The sequence below is a fragment of the Flavivirga spongiicola genome (assembly GCF_030540825.1).
Classification (GTDB): domain Bacteria; phylum Bacteroidota; class Bacteroidia; order Flavobacteriales; family Flavobacteriaceae; genus Flavivirga; species Flavivirga spongiicola.
This window is the reverse complement of sequence record NZ_JAUOEO010000001.1, coordinates 3,618,083-3,636,374: the sequence shown is the minus strand read 5'-3', so window position 1 is coordinate 3,636,374 and position 18,292 is coordinate 3,618,083. Positions and strand designations below refer to the sequence as shown.

16 protein-coding genes are annotated in these 18,292 nt (G+C 30.8%); 3 read left to right on the top strand and 13 right to left on the bottom strand.

Annotation, left to right across the window (positions count from 1 at the left end; genetic code table 11):
- Nucleotides 1-8: 8 nt before the first annotated feature.
- From Q4Q47_RS14625 to Q4Q47_RS14585, 9 genes are all read right to left on the bottom strand, one after another.
- Entirely contained in the window at nucleotides 9-899 is an 891-nt protein-coding gene (locus tag Q4Q47_RS14625) for a tyrosine-type recombinase/integrase (RefSeq protein ID WP_303307389.1), read from the bottom strand.
- Between the two features lie 130 nt (nucleotides 900-1,029).
- Complete coding sequence (gene rpsU / locus Q4Q47_RS14620) at nucleotides 1,030-1,224, bottom strand: 30S ribosomal protein S21 (protein WP_303307388.1); 195 nt, start codon at nucleotides 1,222-1,224, stop codon at nucleotides 1,030-1,032.
- 84 nt (nucleotides 1,225-1,308) lie between these two features.
- Nucleotides 1,309-2,715: an alpha-amylase gene (locus tag Q4Q47_RS14615; protein WP_303307387.1), complete on the bottom strand. Its 1,407-nt coding sequence runs from the start codon at nucleotides 2,713-2,715 to the stop codon at nucleotides 1,309-1,311.
- A gap of 384 nt (nucleotides 2,716-3,099) precedes the next feature.
- Nucleotides 3,100-4,269, bottom strand: a complete 1,170-nt coding sequence (locus tag Q4Q47_RS14610; RefSeq protein WP_303307386.1) for an acyl-CoA dehydrogenase family protein — start codon at nucleotides 4,267-4,269, stop codon at nucleotides 3,100-3,102.
- A 108-nt stretch (nucleotides 4,270-4,377) separates the two neighbouring features.
- A complete protein-coding gene (locus Q4Q47_RS14605) occupies nucleotides 4,378-5,262 on the bottom strand; it encodes a ComEA family DNA-binding protein (protein ID WP_303307385.1) in 885 nt (294 codons plus the stop codon).
- A 9-nt stretch (nucleotides 5,263-5,271) separates the two neighbouring features.
- Nucleotides 5,272-6,882 (bottom strand): alanine/glycine:cation symporter family protein, encoded by a 1,611-nt coding sequence (locus Q4Q47_RS14600; RefSeq protein WP_303307384.1) that lies wholly within the window; start codon nucleotides 6,880-6,882, stop codon nucleotides 5,272-5,274.
- 108 nt (nucleotides 6,883-6,990) lie between these two features.
- Nucleotides 6,991-8,025 carry a potassium channel family protein gene (locus Q4Q47_RS14595; RefSeq protein ID WP_303307383.1) on the bottom strand — a complete coding sequence of 345 codons (1,035 nt, stop codon included), beginning with the start codon at nucleotides 8,023-8,025 and terminating at the stop codon, nucleotides 6,991-6,993.
- Between the two features lie 12 nt (nucleotides 8,026-8,037).
- The gene (locus Q4Q47_RS14590; protein ID WP_303307382.1) at nucleotides 8,038-8,265 is read right to left on the bottom strand and encodes a PspC domain-containing protein; all 228 of its coding nucleotides are present in this window, start codon (nucleotides 8,263-8,265) and stop codon (nucleotides 8,038-8,040) included.
- A gap of 136 nt (nucleotides 8,266-8,401) precedes the next feature.
- A complete protein-coding gene (locus Q4Q47_RS14585) occupies nucleotides 8,402-9,673 on the bottom strand; it encodes a DUF2851 family protein (RefSeq protein WP_303307381.1) in 1,272 nt (423 codons plus the stop codon).
- Nucleotides 9,674-9,826: 153 nt separating this feature from the next.
- On the opposite strand from Q4Q47_RS14585, the gene Q4Q47_RS14580 reads away from it, so the two are divergent.
- Nucleotides 9,827-10,393 (top strand): Crp/Fnr family transcriptional regulator, encoded by a 567-nt coding sequence (locus Q4Q47_RS14580; RefSeq protein ID WP_303307380.1) that lies wholly within the window; start codon nucleotides 9,827-9,829, stop codon nucleotides 10,391-10,393.
- A 15-nt stretch (nucleotides 10,394-10,408) separates the two neighbouring features.
- Nucleotides 10,409-10,900 carry a DoxX family protein gene (locus Q4Q47_RS14575; protein ID WP_331497735.1) on the top strand — a complete coding sequence of 164 codons (492 nt, stop codon included), beginning with the start codon at nucleotides 10,409-10,411 and terminating at the stop codon, nucleotides 10,898-10,900.
- Nucleotides 10,901-10,986: 86 nt separating this feature from the next.
- Here the strand turns inward: Q4Q47_RS14575 and Q4Q47_RS14570 are convergent, their stop codons facing one another.
- The 4 genes from Q4Q47_RS14570 to Q4Q47_RS14555 all read right to left on the bottom strand — a co-directional run bounded on the left by Q4Q47_RS14570 (nucleotide 10,987) and on the right by Q4Q47_RS14555 (nucleotide 16,941).
- Nucleotides 10,987-12,726 (bottom strand): PAS domain-containing sensor histidine kinase, encoded by a 1,740-nt coding sequence (locus Q4Q47_RS14570; protein ID WP_303307379.1) that lies wholly within the window; start codon nucleotides 12,724-12,726, stop codon nucleotides 10,987-10,989.
- On the bottom strand, nucleotides 12,720-13,847 hold the full coding sequence (locus tag Q4Q47_RS14565) for an FIST signal transduction protein (RefSeq protein WP_303307378.1): 1,128 nt from the start codon (nucleotides 13,845-13,847) through the stop codon (nucleotides 12,720-12,722). The genes Q4Q47_RS14570 and Q4Q47_RS14565 overlap by 7 nt, the downstream gene beginning before the upstream one ends.
- A gap of 376 nt (nucleotides 13,848-14,223) precedes the next feature.
- The gene (locus Q4Q47_RS14560; RefSeq protein WP_303307377.1) at nucleotides 14,224-15,582 is read right to left on the bottom strand and encodes a pyridoxal-phosphate dependent enzyme; all 1,359 of its coding nucleotides are present in this window, start codon (nucleotides 15,580-15,582) and stop codon (nucleotides 14,224-14,226) included.
- Between the two features lie 123 nt (nucleotides 15,583-15,705).
- Nucleotides 15,706-16,941, bottom strand: coding sequence for an ABC transporter permease (locus Q4Q47_RS14555; protein WP_303308480.1), 1,236 nt, complete (start codon nucleotides 16,939-16,941; stop codon nucleotides 15,706-15,708).
- 8 nt (nucleotides 16,942-16,949) lie between these two features.
- Here Q4Q47_RS14555 and Q4Q47_RS14550 point away from each other — a divergent pair, with 8 nt between their 5' ends.
- Nucleotides 16,950-18,248, top strand: coding sequence for an exo-beta-N-acetylmuramidase NamZ family protein (locus tag Q4Q47_RS14550; protein WP_303307376.1), 1,299 nt, complete (start codon nucleotides 16,950-16,952; stop codon nucleotides 18,246-18,248).
- Nucleotides 18,249-18,292: the final 44 nt, after the last annotated feature.

The window sequence follows — 18,292 nt, the reverse complement described above, 5'->3', positions numbered from 1 at the left end:
CTACTATACTATTTTTTACTTCTAGGGTGTGCTTGTACATGCACTTTTTTTAATTCAGCTATACTATTATGTGTATAAACTTGTGTGGCAGCTAAACTTGAATGTCCTAAAAGTTCTTTAACAGCATTTAAATCAGCACCTTGGTTTAACAAATGTGTTGCAAAAGAATGACGCAAAATATGCGGACTCTTTTTCACCTTTGAAGATGCCTCACTAAAATACTCATTTATTATTCTGTAAACAAGTGTTTCATAAATTTTAAATCCCTTTTTCGTTAAAAACAAGCTATTAACATCTATAATACCTTCTAATTTATTTCTTGAAATTAAATACTTACTTATTGTTTTAACTACAGAATCTAATAACGGAACGACACGTTCTTTATTTCTCTTTCCTAAAACCTTTAACATTTTATTATCAATATCTACACTTGCCAGAGATAATTCCACTAATTCTATTCTTCTAATACCTGTTGAATAGAAAAGCTCTATGATTAATTTATTACGAATACTTTCGAAATCATCATCAAAATTTAAATCATCTAAAACTGTTGTTATTTCTAATTCCGAAAACGGTACCTGAACTTTTTTACTCGTTTTTAAGGCTTTATGTTTTGATAAAGGATTCTGATTTATATCTCCTGTTTTTAAAAGAAACTTATAATACGTATTTAATGCAGATACTTTTCTATTGATACTTCTATTTGATAATCCTTTTTCCACCATATAGACTATCCAACTTCTAATCTCTGAATAATTTACATCCTTTATAATCTCTGTATTATATGTTACTTTAACAAATTCTGAAAATGCTTCTAAATCTTTTTGATATGCGTTGACTGTTAATGTTGAATAGTTTTTTTCTAGTAATAAATAGTCTATGAATGGTTCTAACGGCATCTTTAATGTTACTTGTGTCAAGTTAAAAGTACGAAGTTTTTACTGTTATACCATTTTATATAAGTTAAAAGCAAAAAAAATCCCACTTTTAGTGGGATTTTAATATGGTATTTATAGATTAAATTTATCTTTAAATATCTTCTGCATCTCTTAATCCTTGTATGTACTGAGCTTTTTGAATCTGCGCTCTACGTAATACGGAAGGTTTGTTAAACTGTTTACGAGTTTGTAACTGACGTTTAGTTCCAGTTTTATCAAACTTTCTTTTAAAACGCTTTAACGCTCTATCTATATTTTCTCCTTCTTTAATCGGTATTATTAACATAGTGTCTTAACCTCCTCTCTTTTAGATTTTCAGGGTGCAAATATAAGTTTAAATTGAGAATTGACAACTAATTTATTTAAATTTTTATTTTGGTGCCCAAACTGAGTAACTCTTTGGAGGCACTTGTATTTTTACCCATCGCCCTGCTTGGGTTATAGGCTCCCAATTTGAATGCCCAGTATAATCCTTAATTTTTGTATTAGACCAATTAGTCTCTATCCAACGTTCTTGCCAAGAATCAGCATTATTTAAATAAACTACAATACCTGAATTATTATGTCCGTTTCTTTTAGATATATATTCATCATTATCTGTATATAATATATTAGTACTTCCTCCTGCTAAATTATTATGAATCCATATTAAATTATTTAATCGTTCTTTATTTAACCACTCTTCATAATCTCTATAAAAAATAGTTGGATAACCTTCATGTGTTAATATATAAGCATAAGCCAACATTTTACCATGATAAATTTCGTTAGTATCATGGTTAGAAACAAAAGTGACAGCTCTTGTTGAGTTACGCTTCCATAGCATATCATCATTTAATTTGTTTAAATTGTTGCCATCAAATGCATCTTTCATTCTGTAATAGCATGCAAAATCAAATGCACTAACCTCAGCTTGTCCAGTCCACCAATCTAAAGTTCCCGCATTTCCATCCCAATACTCGCCTACAGCAAAACCTCCTACTTCATTTTTCCAATCTTTTACAACCCAAGGTTCAAATCCCTTTACATAGTCAAATCTCCAACCATCAAAACCCATAGTGTTTTTGTAATACTTTGCTACTGATTCTGGATTTTTCCACAATTCATTTTGCACTCTAACTTGGTGATGGCATAAATCTGGAAAACCACCAAAAACTCCAGTATCATTTCCGTGATTGTGATTAGGATGAAAATCATTGTAATCTCTATTAAATTTTCCAGATAGTGGCGTAAACTTAGTCCAGTTGCTCTGATTATTCACAGGGTTTATTTCGCTCTGTCCTCCACTATTATGATTAATCACTATATCTGCAATAACACTTAACTTAGCATTATGAGCAGAGGCTATCAGCGTTTTCAACTCATCTTCAGACCCAAAGCGTGTTTCTATACTCCCCATTTGGTTGTATTGACCAAAATCAAAATAATCAAATGGATCGTATCCCATAGAAAAGGCTCCATTTTGTGCTTTTGATGCAGGTGGTAACCAAATAGCATCAATACCTGCATTACTCCAGTCTTGAACTTTTCCTTCTATTGTATTCCACCAGTTTCCACCGGCGGGAACATCCCAATAAAATGCTTGCATCATAACACCAGAACCTATTGGTTTTAAATTACTAGCTGTAACAGCCTTAGACGATACAGATTTTAAGAGTTGTACATCTGGTGATTGTTCTTTAGATAGTTGATCATCTAATAGTTTTTCTGTAGAACACCCAATAAGCAATAAGCATATTGGTAAGATAAATTTCAATAATCTTTCACGAATTTTCATGTTATTTGGTTTTTAAATTTCATTCAAATTACCAAATACCCCCCTGTGAAAAACCACACTTTTAACACGAAAACGTTTTCGTGTTAATAACTTTTTAAATAAATACAATTTTCGCTAAAAAACAATAATTTATTTAGTTGCAGCCTTGTACTCTTTTTTATCTATTATGATTTTAGCGAATTGTGATACAATTTTCGCTAAAACAATAATTAAGTTAGTTTGTTGCTGCCTTGTATTCTTTTTTGTCTATTATGATTTTAGCAAATTGTGATACAATTTTCGCTAAAACAATAATTAAGTTAGTTTGTTGCTGCCTTGTATTCTTTTTTGTCTATTATGATTTTAGCAAATTGTGATACAATTTTCGCTAAAACAATAATTAAGTTAGTTAGTTGCTGCCTTGTATTCTTTTTTATCTATTATGATTTTAGCGATAATTTCACGAAGAATTTCAGAAGTTCCTCCTCCAATTGGACCTAGTCTGCTATCTCTTAAGAGCCTTGCCATTGGATAGTCTTCCATATAACCATAGCCACCTAAAAACTGAAGACATTGATATATAACATCGTCTGCCATTTTTGTTGACTTTAATTTTGACATAGATGCCTCTTTAACTATATACTCACCTTTATTCAATCTATAAGCAACCGAATAATTAAACTCTTTACAGATTTCCATATCGGTATATAAGTCTGAAACATTATGTCTTAATGCCTGAAATGTATCAATTGATTTACCAAAAGCTTGACGTTCTGACATATATTGCAAAGCATACTCTAATGCATATTCTGCACGCGCATGGGCATTGATTCCCATAACTAAACGCTCTAAAGAAAAATGCTGCACGATATAAGCAAACCCTTTATTTTCTTCTCCCATTAAATTGGTTGCTGGTATTTTAACATTATCAAATGCTATTTCTCCAGTGTCTGATGCTCTCCAACCTAACTTATCTAATTTAGTTGCCGAGACTCCCTCAGTTTCTCTATCTACGACAAATATACTAACACCTTTATTGCCTAATTCCGGGCTTGTTTTTGCTGCTATTACTAAATAATCACTATATACACCATTAGTAATAAATGTTTTTGATCCGTTAATAATATAATGATCTCCTTCTTTCACAGCAGTTGTTCGCATACCTGCCACATCACTACCTCCAAAAGGTTCTGTAACACATAGACATCCTATTTTATCTCCAGAAATGCTTGGTGTCAAATATTTTTGCTTAATGGCTTCATCTCCTTCTGCATTTAAATGCGTCATTGCTAAATAAGCGTGTGCCCAAATTGCTGCTGCAAAACCGCCTGAATTTATTTTCTGAAGCTCTTCAAGAAGTATAACCGTATAAAATAAATCTAAATTCATTCCACCATAAGCTTCTGGGTAGTTTATACCAAAAAACCCCATGTCTCCAAACTTTTTCCAAATAAATCTATCTATAGTTCCTGTTTTTTCCCATTTTTCAATATTAGGAACTACTTCCTTCTTTAAAAAATCCTGAAGACTTGTTCTAAAAAGATTATGCTCTTCTGTGAAGTACATACTATTCATTTATTAAAATTTATTATTCTTTATCGGTAAATGCCATTTGTAATTAACTTTATCTTTATGCAGGACTAGTTTCAAGTTAATACTCATTTCATAAACACTGCTGTTTTTTTAATCGAGGAACAAATATAATTTAATTATATCGATTTTATTTACTGGAAAGTCTTTAACTTTTTTTAATTCATCTAGAGATTTATATCCATTTTTTAATTTACGCTGCTCAATTATATTATACGCCAAATCATAATCTATATGTTGAACAGTAACCAAGTTATCTATAGTCGCTTTATTTATGTTTATCTTTTCAATTTGTCTTGGTGTCTTTACCGTAAAATTGTTTGTTATTCTTTCTATGACTTCTGGGGTTAAACCATATACATCTTGAAGCTGCACATCATCAATAAAACCACCAACAAATTTATTTCTAAATCTTATAATACGTTCTGAAAAAACTACTCCAATACCATTTACTTTTTGTAGTTGTTGAGCTGTTGCTTTGTTTAAGTCTTGCTTTTTAGCAATAGTTTTTGAAGCGTTATTATAACTAAAAACTAGTCTTTGTTTTGGCTTCGAATTAGATACCGATACCCATTCTGGAAATTTAAAATATGGAGATATTTGACTTAAAAGTGAGTCTGACACTTTAGTAACTTTTTGAAATTCTTTTGTTGAATTAATCCAATTATTCTGTTTTCTAAAAGCTAATAGTCTATCAATTTCTTTATTAGACATTCCTAATGAAGCGCCTTTAAAATCTGTTATGTAATTTGGATTGAAAGGGTATATTTTTGGTTTACTTTTTTCAAGTTTCACTAATTTAAGCGAGTCAATTTCTTTATTAAACTTGACAAGTGCTGCTTTATTAACTAGAATGTTTTCAGATGAAAAATCTACAAAAAAACAAACACATTGTAGTCCTACTATAAGTATTATTAATAAAAAAATCCCATTTCGTTGTTCTTTAGAAAACACAAAATGGGATTTAAAATTTTTCATTTAAGTTATTTATGCTTTTGCTGCTTTTATAGCATCTAAATATCTTTTTAATTGCTTTTTAACTACTGGGAATAGGAAATACAACCCAATCATATTAGGGAATACCATAGCAAAAATCATAGCATCTGAAAATGCCCAAATAGAATTCATACTTGCTGCTGCACCAATAACAACAAACAATAAGAATAAAAGCTTATATGTTAAATCTGCTGCTTTACCTCTACCAAATAAAAATTTCCATGATTGTAAACCGTAGTATGACCATGAAATCATTGTAGAAACTGCAAATAGTACAACTGCAATTGTTAAAAACACGTTAGAATAAGGTATATATTGTGCAAATGCCTGCGATGTTATACCTGCTCCTTCATAACGCATACCATCAATCATTACACCTCCAACTCCATCACCTCCGTATTCAAATATTCCGCCAGTATTAAAGATCACAATTACTAAGGCTGTCATTGTACAAATTACAACCGTATCAATAAATGGTTCTAATAAAGCCACTAAACCTTCTGATGCCGAATATTTAGTTTTTACTGCTGAATGCGCAATAGATGCTGAACCTGCCCCAGCTTCATTAGAGAAAGCTGCTCGTTTAAAACCAACAAGTAATACACCAATAACACCTCCAACACCTATAGCTCTAGGATTGAATGCTTCACTAAAAATCAATCCGAAAGCATCGTCAATTAATGAAAAATTACTTAAAATTATATACAAACATGCTACTATATATAGTACCGCCATAAAAGGTACTACCTTTTCTGTAACCGAAGCAATTCTTTTAATACCTCCTATTATAATAACACCTACTAATATGGCCATAATAACACCAATTATTGCTCCTGCACTAGCACTTTCTAGTCCCATAAGTTCTTTAAGCACAACTGTAGCTTGGTTAGATTGAGCTGCATTACCACCACCAAATGAACCACCAATACAAAAAATAGCAAAAAGGACTGCGGCTATTTTTCCTAACATAGAAAACCCTCTTTCTTTAAGTCCTTTAGTAATATAATACATTGGCCCGCCATATACAGTCCCATCTTCTCCTACATCTCTGTATTGAACTCCTAAAGTACACTCCACAAACTTAGTAGACATACCTAATAAACCACATATAATCATCCAGAATGTTGCACCAGGACCTCCTAGTGCAATTGCTAAAGCTACACCTGCTATGTTTCCATTACCTACTGTACCGGATACTGCAGTAGCTAAGGCTTGAAAATGACTTACTTCTCCTTCTTGACTCTCATCACGAATTGTATCACGAATATCCCCATCAATAGTCATAGGCGTATCAGAAGCTTCATGCCCTCCTTCAATCTCATCATATTTCCCTCTTACTGTATTAATAGCTTTTCCAAAATATTTTATATTAGGAAACCCAAAATAAATGGTAAAAAAAGCAGCACTTCCAACTAAAAGCAATAATACAAACGGAATATCTGGATCTGTCCAAACTTTAAAAAATATTACTTTACTAAAAAAGTCTGAAACTGGTTTGAACCCTTCGTCTATTTGTTGATCTAATCCTTTTTCGGTAGCTTCTTGCGCAAATGTTAAAAATGGTAATATTAAGGTGAATATTGAAAGAAGATATTTCTTCATAAGAAAGTTATATTAATTTAGTTTTATTGAAAAATTCGTATTAAAAGCCAGCAAGATGCTAAAAAAAAATGATTTTTTAAAAGAATGATTGTTAAAATCAAGTATTCATTAATTTATATTGTATTCAGAATTGAGCGCATCTATTTGTTCGGGTCTACCTAAAACAATGATTTTAGAATTTAATGCTAATTCCAGTTCTGCCTCTGGATTAACTAAATATTCGCCATTTTCATTTTTATAACCAATAACGGTACAACCTGTTTTTTTACGAAGGTCTAAATCTTTTATCGTTCTGACTTCTTTAGTTCTGACTTCTTTAGTCTTGTAAAGTTTTTCTACAGCGACTTCTTCAATATTAATGTTCGATTTGCCTACAATTGATAAATTATCAATAAATTCCATTAAACCAGGAACTACCACTAAAGATGCCATATGGTCACCCCCTATTTTATCAGGTAAAATAACATTATTTGCTCCTGCTAGTTTTAATTTTTTATATGATGTTTCTAACGAAGCCCGGCTTATAATGTTTATAGATTTATTTAATTGCCTAGTTGAAAGCACAACAAATAAATTATCAGCATCATTGGGTAAAGCAGATATTAAACAAGAAGCTTTACCAATCCCTGCTTGAATAAGCGTTTCATCTTCATTGGCATTGCCTATAACATAAGAAACTCCATCAATTTGTAAGCGCTCTTCCATTTCCTTATCTTTTTCTATAACTACAAATTGCTTTTTATATGCCAAAAGTTTTCTAGCTGCCTGCTTCCCGTTTCTGCCATAACCACAAATAACAATATGTCCTCTAAGATTATCTATCCTTTTTTGCATTTTTTTTTGTATTAATTCTTCAACATCGTTTTTGCTTAAAATATACTCCGTAATTATTGAAAGTGCATAACCCACAATAACCACACTTGCTAAAATTAAAAATATGGTAAAAATTTTCGATGGGTCGTCAAGCGGAGTCACCTCACCAAAACCAACAGTTGTCATGGTAATAACGGTCATATAAAACGCATTAACCCATGAGTAACCAGATATCATTTTATATCCTGTTACACCTATTAGCATAAGAACAACTAGTAATAATACTGCTGTATATATTTTTGTTCTAAAAAACTTTATAAGTGGATTCATAGGTTATACCAATTATAAATCGAAAACAGATGAGCGTTTGGTATAAACCAAATCTTTAATTCTTATCCAAAAAGCAAGAAACAAATATAGCGCAAAGCCAAAACCAACGGTTACAAATGTTAGGTACATAAATGATGTTCTTACCACCTTAGCTCTAATTCCTAATCTGTCTGCTATACGCTGACAAACATAATAGCCATGTTTTTGAAAAAACAATAATGGTTTATAAATATTGTTCATGCCGCAATTTAAATATAAAATTTAACAAAATTATATATTTTAGATTCCTACTGAAATTTATCTTGAGCGAAGCCAAAAGATAAGAATGGCAAATTAGTTAAAACATTAAAGAAAACTTCAAGGAAGTAAGTTATTGTTATTTAATGATTAAAGTATTACCAACTGCACATTGTAAACATTTATTTTTATCGCAATATTCTGTTTTAAGTTGAATAAACCCTTGTGAATCTAACGCCGATTTTGATATCTTTTTTAAGCTATTAAACGCTTCAATAATGCTATTCTTTTCTGAAGCAATTGAAGTAGCTGTTTTTACAATATCTGAATTAACGTCTTCTCCTATTTGTTTCGCATAACAGAATTTAAGAGGAAGAATCGTATTGATAAGTAATAAATCTATAAATGATTTTGTAAGCATTTTTTTAGATGATTTTGATTCTTTTTGAAAGGTATAATGTGTATCCCAAAACATTGATGTTGATACTTTAAATAATTTATAAAAATCATCTAAATGATTCGTTTCTATAATCTTTGAAAATAAATTTTGATGCTCATAATACAAACTTGCAAATTGAGACAATCTAATAGTTGGAAAGTTAGATGGTCGTAATCTAAAAAAGTGGCATGGCAATACGTGACCATTTTCTAATTTAAACTTTTGTTTTAAAAATTGATACTCCCGAATCAAATTTAAATAGTAAACATCTTCTATATCTTGATTTAACAAACCAGATTGCCCAAACAATAGAGCTTCTAAGGTTTGCCGATTATATCGTGATTTTCTAAGTATTGAAAAATCAATAGATTTCGCCAAGCTAAAAAACGAATCTCCGTTTACTTTAAGTCCGAAATTTTTAGCCAGCATTTGAAACAATACAGCTTCCCAATCATTTTTTGATTCTTTTAAAAGTAATTCTATCGTTTTAGCTTTTCGTTCTAAACGTTCTAAATATAAACGTTCTAACCAATTGTTTAAAATAAAATCATCAATGCCTGCAAAATCATGCTCACAATTAATCCATTTGTTTTGTTTAGCAAATAAATTTTTATAATTATTTAAAACATCTTTGCTAATAAAATCTTTTAACTCTAAAGTAGGTATAACGGTATGATCTTTTCTATAAACGTCTGTATCATGTTCCCAAACTATATGTAAAATAACATTATCATATGCTTTGTCTTTTTCGTGATGGTGTAAAAACCAATCGGATGATTTTACATGAATCTCTACATTACCTGCCCAAAGCTGATCATTAATGCTGAGTTGTGCATTAAAAAAATCTGGGCCAGAGTTTAAGTTATGCTGTCCAACAGTATTTATTATAATTGATTCTCCTGTTATTGTTTTAAGATGATTTATTTGAAATTTTTTATGTTTCCAGATATAGTGTAAAAAATCTTCTTGCATGCAACTAAAATAAAACCGATGTACGTAAATTCCAAATTAAATTAAGAAATTACATACAAATTATTATTAAGCATTTTAACAAAAAACAACTAACTTCGTTTAGCGTTTTTTGCCGAGTCACTAATGTCAAACAAAAACAATCTAAATAAATTAATGAATAAAATAAAAGAACACTTTGAACAAATTGCAAAATTAAGTGACTTGGATTGGCACATATTTTCTTCTAAACTAAAAAAAAGTGTTTACAGTAAAAAAGCAACTATTTTAAAGGTTGGAGATATAGAAAACCATCTTTCTTTTATTGAAAAGGGAAGGCTTCGGTTCTTTACTCCAAAACAAGAAAATGATATTACTTTTGGTTTTTGTTTTGAAAATGAATTCATGAGTGCATATGACTCTTTTTTAACAAGGAAGCCCAGCACGTACCAAATTGAGACTCTTACAGACACTACACTTTGGAGACTAACATATAAAGATTTACAGGATATTTATAACGAAACTGAAGTTGGCAATGCTATTGGTCGAATAACAACAGAAAACATTTTTTTGATGAAATCTAAAAGAGAGCAATCTTTTCTAAACGAAACGGCAGAAAAAAGGTATTTAAATTTATTTGCTGAGCGTCCTAATTTAATTAAAGAAATACCTTTAAAATATATAGCTTCATATATTGGAATAACTCCTCAAGCATTAAGTCGAATTCGAAAGCGCATTTCTTAACCTGGGTTCATTGTTTTGAATGCAAACTTTAAAGAAGTTTGTAAAAAAAAGATGAAACCTCTTATTATCCTTATTATCGTTTCGACAATTTCATTATTTACTATAAAAATCATTAATGGAGAATATGACTTTGTTCTTTCTGCACGTATCGCAATGTCGGCCATGCTACTTTTTACTGCATTAGGACATTTTCTATTTCCTAGCGGTTTGATTTTGATGGTTCCTGAATTAATTCCTTTTAAAAAAGAAATGGTTTATTTTACTGCCATTATCGAAATTCTTGGAGCCGTGGGACTTCACATAACACAGCTCAAGGTATTAACTTCTTGGCTTCTAATTTTATTCTTCATACTTATCCTTCCCGCAAACATTAAGGCTGCAATTAATCATTTGGATTATCAAAAAGCTACTTACAATGGAAATGGATTAATGTATTTATGGTTTAGGATTCCCTTACAGATTCTATTTATAGTCTGGGTATATATTAGCTCGATCCAATATAAATAATCAAAACCTGTTATTAGCAACGTTTATGTTTAAACAAAAATAATAGTTGTTTTATTGATCACCAAAGTAACGTGCTAAAGCCCTTATTAAATGGCTTTTTTATTATAAGCTTTACTGTAAGATTTTAGCAATTTGTACAATTTTTCAGGGTTAAAAGGTTTCCCCATAAACCCATTCATTTTATATTGTTCTGTTTTCTTTTTGATATCGATCTGAGCAAAAGCTGTTAAAGCAATTATTGGTATACTGGCTTTATTTTCATTCTTACTTTTTCTAATTATTTTGGTCGCTTGATAGCCATTTATCTTTGGCATTTGCAAGTCCATAAGTATTAGATCGTAATCAAATTTTTCAAATAGTTTTAATACTTCTTCTCCATTTTCTGCAACTGTGTATTTAACACCCCATTTATTGAAAAAACGTTTAAGTATTAGCACATTCATTTTATTATCTTCTGCAACTAGCACGTTTATTTCTAAAGGTTCATAATCCGGTTGCATTTTAATCATATCTGGTTCATAAACATTAAGTCTATTACTTACTTTATAAGTAATTTCAAAGAAAAATGTTGAACCTTTGCCTAGTTCGCTTTCAACAATCAAATCACTACCCTGAAGATTTAATAACTTTTTACTTATTGACAATCCAAGGCCTGTTCCCCCATATTTTATTGAAGTTTCAGAATTAGCTTGCATAAAACTTTCGAAAATAGACTTCTGTTTACTTTTAGATATCCCTATTCCTGTATCTATGATTTTAAAAACAAGTCTTACTTTATTTTCTTTTACACCTAAATTTTTAATAGTAAGATTAATACACCCATTTTCAGTAAACTTCAAAGAATTACTCAATAAATTCTTAATTATTTGGGTCAATTTTAATTTGTCTCCAATAATATTATCAGGCACATCATTTTCCTTAATAACATTGAAGATTAGACCTTTTTTTTCTGTTCTTAAACTAAAATGGGAATTTATACTTTCTAAAAAATAATTTAAACTAAAATCCTTCTCTACAAGTTTTAATTTACCTGATTTTATTTTATCAAAATCTAGTAAATCATTAATTAGTCCTAATAGATGTTCTCCCGAATATTTTAGTGCTTTTAGATTTTCTAACTGATCTGGCAAATGGTCTTCCATTAATAATATATTAGCTAATCCGGTAACTGCATTTAGAGGTGTTCTAATTTCGTGAGACATTGTAGATAAAAATTCGTCTTTAGATTTACTCGCTTTCTGTAATTCTATTTCTGTCTCTTTTAGGTTTGTCACATCTGTAATGGTTCCAATAAAACCTGTTGAGACCCCATTACGATCTTTAATAAGTTTTGACTTCACCTCAAACCACATGACTTCATTCCCCCTTTTATTCTTAAATATAAACTTAATATGCTCTTTTTCTCTAGAAAACAGGTCATCAAATCGTTTAAAACCATCTATATTCTCTCCTTGTAAAAAGGTCCTAAAGCTTTTTCCTATAGCATAATTAACAGGAATTCCTGAATATTCTGTCCAAGCATTATTTAAAAAGGTAAAATTCCCATCTAGATCTGTCTTAAAAAGAACACCTCCAATATTATCAACAATATGTTCTAATCTTTTGTTGGTATTATCCCTTTCCTTTATTAACCTTTGATTAGTCACAAATAATTCCTTAGAACTTTCTTCAAGAATATTTTCAATATGTTTTACATCATTGTCAAAACTTTTATAAGCATCGTTAACCATATTAAAAAACCTGACAAAATCTGGGTTCTCAGTAATGTCTAATCCTGTTTTTTTTAGCTGACGCCTTAACAACCTATGGTAGCCTTTGTTTAACATTCTGAAAGTGTTGTAATAGTCATCGTTTGATTATGCAATTCGCAAGGTGAAAACTCTCCAAAAGGCGCAATTTCTCCATATGAATAAAAACCTGTAATACTAGGTTTCTCTCCTATTATATCTCTTACCGCTTCTACTTCTTCTTCGACCATTTGTTTTAAGACTAAGCGACGTCCTACACAACTAATAAGAATTGCCAATTCGGATTTTTCTTCCTGTTCTTTATTGGCATCAACTGCAGAATCAGCAGCACCAGTTATTAATCTATCAATATTTGCCTTCATTAAACGCGCATAGGCACCTTCTGGAATATTACCTGCAAATGTTAAGCTTTGATCTTCCTCATTTACAGCCAAAATGGTTCTAACTACTGGTAAGGAATCTTTATCAATCCTCATACTTAAGGGGAATAATAGCCCAGAACTCGGTAGTTTGTCTGCCTGTTTCCCTAAAAAAGATTTATATAATTCTAACGCTGGTAAACCATCTAATTCGTAAAGAACATTTTTATTTGATTTTGTTACCAAACGCTCTATACCAAAACTATCCCATCCTCCTTTTGAACTAAAGCCTACTTTTAAATGCTCTCCATAAAAACCTAAAGCAATAATGGTTTTATCAACTACCTTATTATCATCAATAACAAATGTTTTGTTAAAGTTAGAACCATCTGCAGCCAATCCTCCTGTGATACTAACATCAGGAATTATCGATTTTAAACCTAAAACTAAATCTGCTCCATTAACATTAAGTCCATCACTCAAGACCAGTACATGTCGTAAATCTTTATTATAAAGATCTTTTGCCAAATATTGTCCTGATTTATAACTACAATCCATATCGATGATTTTAATGGATGATTTTTTGGAAGTAACTTTCTGTAATTGTATCGCTGTTAAAGATATGGTCTCGTCTTTTACAGTAATATCTGATATTTCTCCAGCAGTTGAACATCCAATTATGGTTGCATCTGGATATTTATTATTTACGAAATCTAGTACCTCTTTTTTAGGGTTAAAATCAGGAGACACAAAAAGTAGAAATATATTGGCATTGATATTTAAAATAGAAATATCTTCTTGCCAATTATCCTGCTGTAGGGATATTTGTTGAACGTTCATACCTAATATTTTAGTTAGTAGTTTTGGGCAAATACACTTAATCGTAAAAAAGTGCACTTCGTCGAAAATATAACAAAATTTGATATAAACAAAATTTTTATTAAAGTTTTTGATTACAAACAGTTACAGAAAAAACACAAGCATAAAGTTAATTTGTACTCAAAAACCTACTTAAAATTGAGCAAAGCATAAAAAAATCCTAAATATTTTATTCAGGATTTTTTTTGTAATCTGTTTCTGTAACATCAATTGGATTTCAAAATGATGGATAAATTATTTAAAATCGAAGATTCACGAACTCCTATTTTTAAAATAAAAGATAGAGAACTAAACTAATTATATGCATTATTTTGAGGTTTAATTGGTATAATATCATTTACAGCGCACTAATAATATCATATTTAGTAATAATTTGATATGCGCCATCATTTAACTTTACCAATACTGCATTATTATCTCTATCTATTAATTTAGAAATAGCTTCAATAGGTGTATTTTTACTAACTATTGGAAACGGTTTGTGCATAACTTCTTTAATGGGTAAATTAGAAATATCTTTGTTTTCTATATATTTTCGTAGCAAATCTGCTTCATCAACAGCTCCTACAAATCCTGATGAGTCTTCAACTGGTATTTGGGAAATTTTATATTTCTTCATACGTTCAATAGCATGAGATACCAATTCTTCAGTCTTTACTGTTATTAGAGGTTTGTCTGAATGACTATTAATAATGTCTTGTGCACTGGTTAGTTCATCTTCAATAAACCCACGATCACGCATCCACTCATCATTAAACATCTTACCAACATAACGACTTCCATGATCATGAAATAAAACCACTACGACATCTTCTTTTTTAAAATGGTCTTTTAATTGAAGGAGTCCTTTTATAGCAGCACCGGCAGAATTACCAAGAAACATCCCTTCTTCTTTTGCTAATTTTTGCGTATAAATGGCTGCGTCTTTATCGGTGACTTTGGTAAAACCATCTATAACACTAAAATCGACATTTTTTGGCAAAATATCTTCTCCTATACCCTCTGTAATATATGGATAGATTTCATTTTCATCAAACACACCAGTTTCATGATATTTTTTAAAAACAGAACCATAGGTATCTACGCCCCAGATTTTCACATTAGGGTTTAGCTCCTTTAGGTATTTACCAACTCCGGATATAGTTCCTCCTGTTCCAACTCCCACCAAGAAATGCGTTATTTTACCATCCGTTTGTTTCCATATCTCTGGCCCTGTACTTTCGTAATGTGCTGCCGTATTACTTGGATTATCATATTGATTTACATACCAAGAGTTTGGTGTTTCTTCGGCAAGTCGTTTTGAAGTTGAATAATATGATTTTGGATCTTCTGGTTCTACATTAGTTGGACACACGACTACTTTACTTCCTACGGCTCTTAAAATGTCCATTTTTTCCTTACTCTGTTTATCACTTATAACACAGATCATTTTGTAGCCTTTTACTATGGCTGCTAATGCCAATCCCATACCCGTATTTCCAGATGTACCTTCAATAATGGTTCCACCTGGTTTTAATCGTCCATCCACTTCTGCATCTTCAATCATTTTTACAGCCATTCTATCCTTAACAGAATTACCAGGGTTAAATGTTTCGTATTTTGCTAAAACTAAGCACGGTAATTCTTCAACAAGCTTATTTAATTTCACCAATGGCGTATTTCCAATAGTACCTAGTATGTTTTCAGCGTATTCCATAATATAAATTTACTAAAAAGTTAGTTATCTGTTGTGTTATAGATTGTAATGATATCCTTAATTATAAAGCGTAAGTCACGAATAAAAATAGTTCCTAACAGGAAGCGACCAAAATATTAGAAATTATTCGAACCTAATAGCTTTTACTGGAGATATTTTTGTAATTATATAAGATGGTATCAAAAGCATAAGTAAACAGAGTACAAACGTACCTATATTTAGCGCTAAAACGTAACTAAGACTGACATAGACAGGTGCTTCTGCGACATAATATGTTTCCTCAGGCAGTGTAATAATTTTAAAATATTTTTGAGTAAAGAGAAGTCCTAATCCAATAATATTCCCCCATAATAATCCACGAAAAATTAAGTAAGTTGCATTATATAAAAATAGTTTTCGGATGCTCCAATTGTTGCTTCCTATGGCCTTTAATATCCCTATCATTTGAGTACGCTCCAATATTAAAACAAGTAACGCGGTTATCATGTTAATACCCGCTACGAGTATCATGATACCTATAATTCCATAAATATTTGTATCAAAAATTTTAATCCAATCAAAAATTGAAGCATATTTGTTTGTAATGGTTTCTGCATTAAGTACTGAGGGTATGCTTTTATATATTTCTACACCTTTTCTATCAATTTCATCATAATCATCAATAAACACTTCAAAATTCCCAATTTGGTCTTCCTCCCATCTATTAATACGCTGTATATGACGAATATTGCCTATTATATACTGCTTATCCAGATCTTGAAATCCTGAATTATAAATACCAACAATGTTAAAGGTTATAATATTTGGCAATTTTTCTGGGTCATCTTTTGCAAATACCATTTGAAAATCTTCATCCACTCTAAAGCCTAATCTTTTAGCTAAATATTGAGAAATTAAAACTTCTTCGCTCCATTTCTTAGTAAAGGTTGGCAATCTACCTTCTATTAAAAATTCTTCAAAATACTTCCAATCATAATCTCCTCCAACACCTTTTAAAATAGCACCTTCAAAATCGGTTTCGGTACGTATAATACCAAATTTAGTAGCTACTGCTTGAATATGACTGATACCTTCTACTTGCTTAAACTCTGGATAAAAGTCTTGTTCTTTTGAAATTGGAAAGACACTTTCTTGCGAATTATTGCTATCATAATTCATAATAATTACATGTCCGTTAAATGCTACTACTTTATCGCGTATTTTTTGCTGTAAACCAATGCCTGTTGCAATGGCAACCATCATTACGACAATACCAATAACAATTGCAGCGATACCAATTTTTATTATTGGTGCCGATATACTACTTTTATACGCTTTACTACCAATAATGCGTTTAGCTATAAAAAACTCGTAATTCAAATTATTCAATGAGGTTTAATGTTTTCAAAAATACAGTTTTATTATTTGTTTTTGTAATGATTTCTTGTGCTTCTAAAGCAAAAAGCAAAATAATCATTAAAGATAAGATACATCTTACTGCAAAAAACAATCCTATTATTATTGTTGGCGCCAATCAAACTGATACTTATTTATCACTATTAAAAGGGAAACGCGTTGGTATTGTTGCGAATCAAACCTCAGTAATTTTTAAGAAAAAAAAAATTAGAGCTATAAGTATTGATTTAGAGACCAATGAACAATCTCTGGATCATATAGTCGAAAAAGATACAACAACTCATTTAGTTGATTCTTTATTATCCTTAAAGATTGACATAAAAAAGGTGTTTTCTCCAGAACATGGTTTTCGAGGTCGTATAGATGCCGGCGAATTAGTTAAAGACGGTATTGATACTAAAACGAACTTACCGCTTGTATCTCTTTACGGAAAAAACAAAAAGCCCACTAAAGAACAACTTGAAGGTTTAGATATTATTGTTTTTGATATTCAGGATGTAGGTGTTCGGTTTTACACTTACATTTCTACGTTACATTACATTATGGAAGCTTGTTCTGAACAGGGGATCCCTGTTTTAATATTAGACAGACCAAATCCAAATGGTCATTATATAGATGGCCCCACTTTAGAAATTAAAAATAAAAGTTTCTTAGGTATGCATCCTATACCGTTGGTGCATGGGATGACTATTGGTGAATATGCACAAATGATTAACGGTGAAAAATGGTTAAAAAATGGTTCTCAATGCGAAATAACCGTTATTACTATAAAAAATTACACACACGACACTTTTTATAGTTTACCTATTAGACCTTCTCCAAACTTGCCTAACGACCAAGCTATAAAATTGTATCCCAGTCTTGGACTTTTTGAAGGTACTAACGTAAATGCCGGTCGTGGTACTGAATTTCAATTTCAACGGTATGGGGCTCCTTTTTTAAATAAAAAGACGCATACTTTTAGCTATACGCCTGTTGCAAATTTTGGTGCCAAACACCCTAAACATAAAAATGAATTATGTTATGGTGAAGATTTAAAAAATGAAGAGCTTAGTGGTGTCATGACTTTAAAATGGGTGATTAGAGCATATCAAAATTCAACAGATAAATCATTGTTTTTCAATACAAACAATTTCACAAAGCATGCTGGAACTGACAAGTTACAACAGCAGATTGTAACAGGTTTAAGTGAAACTGAAATTAAAGCTTCATGGCTAGATGATTTGGAGGCATTTAAAAATACTCGAAATAAATACTTGTTATACGATTAATTAGGTTTTAGCTTTAAAAGATTATAGATTGGCTTACCCAGTAG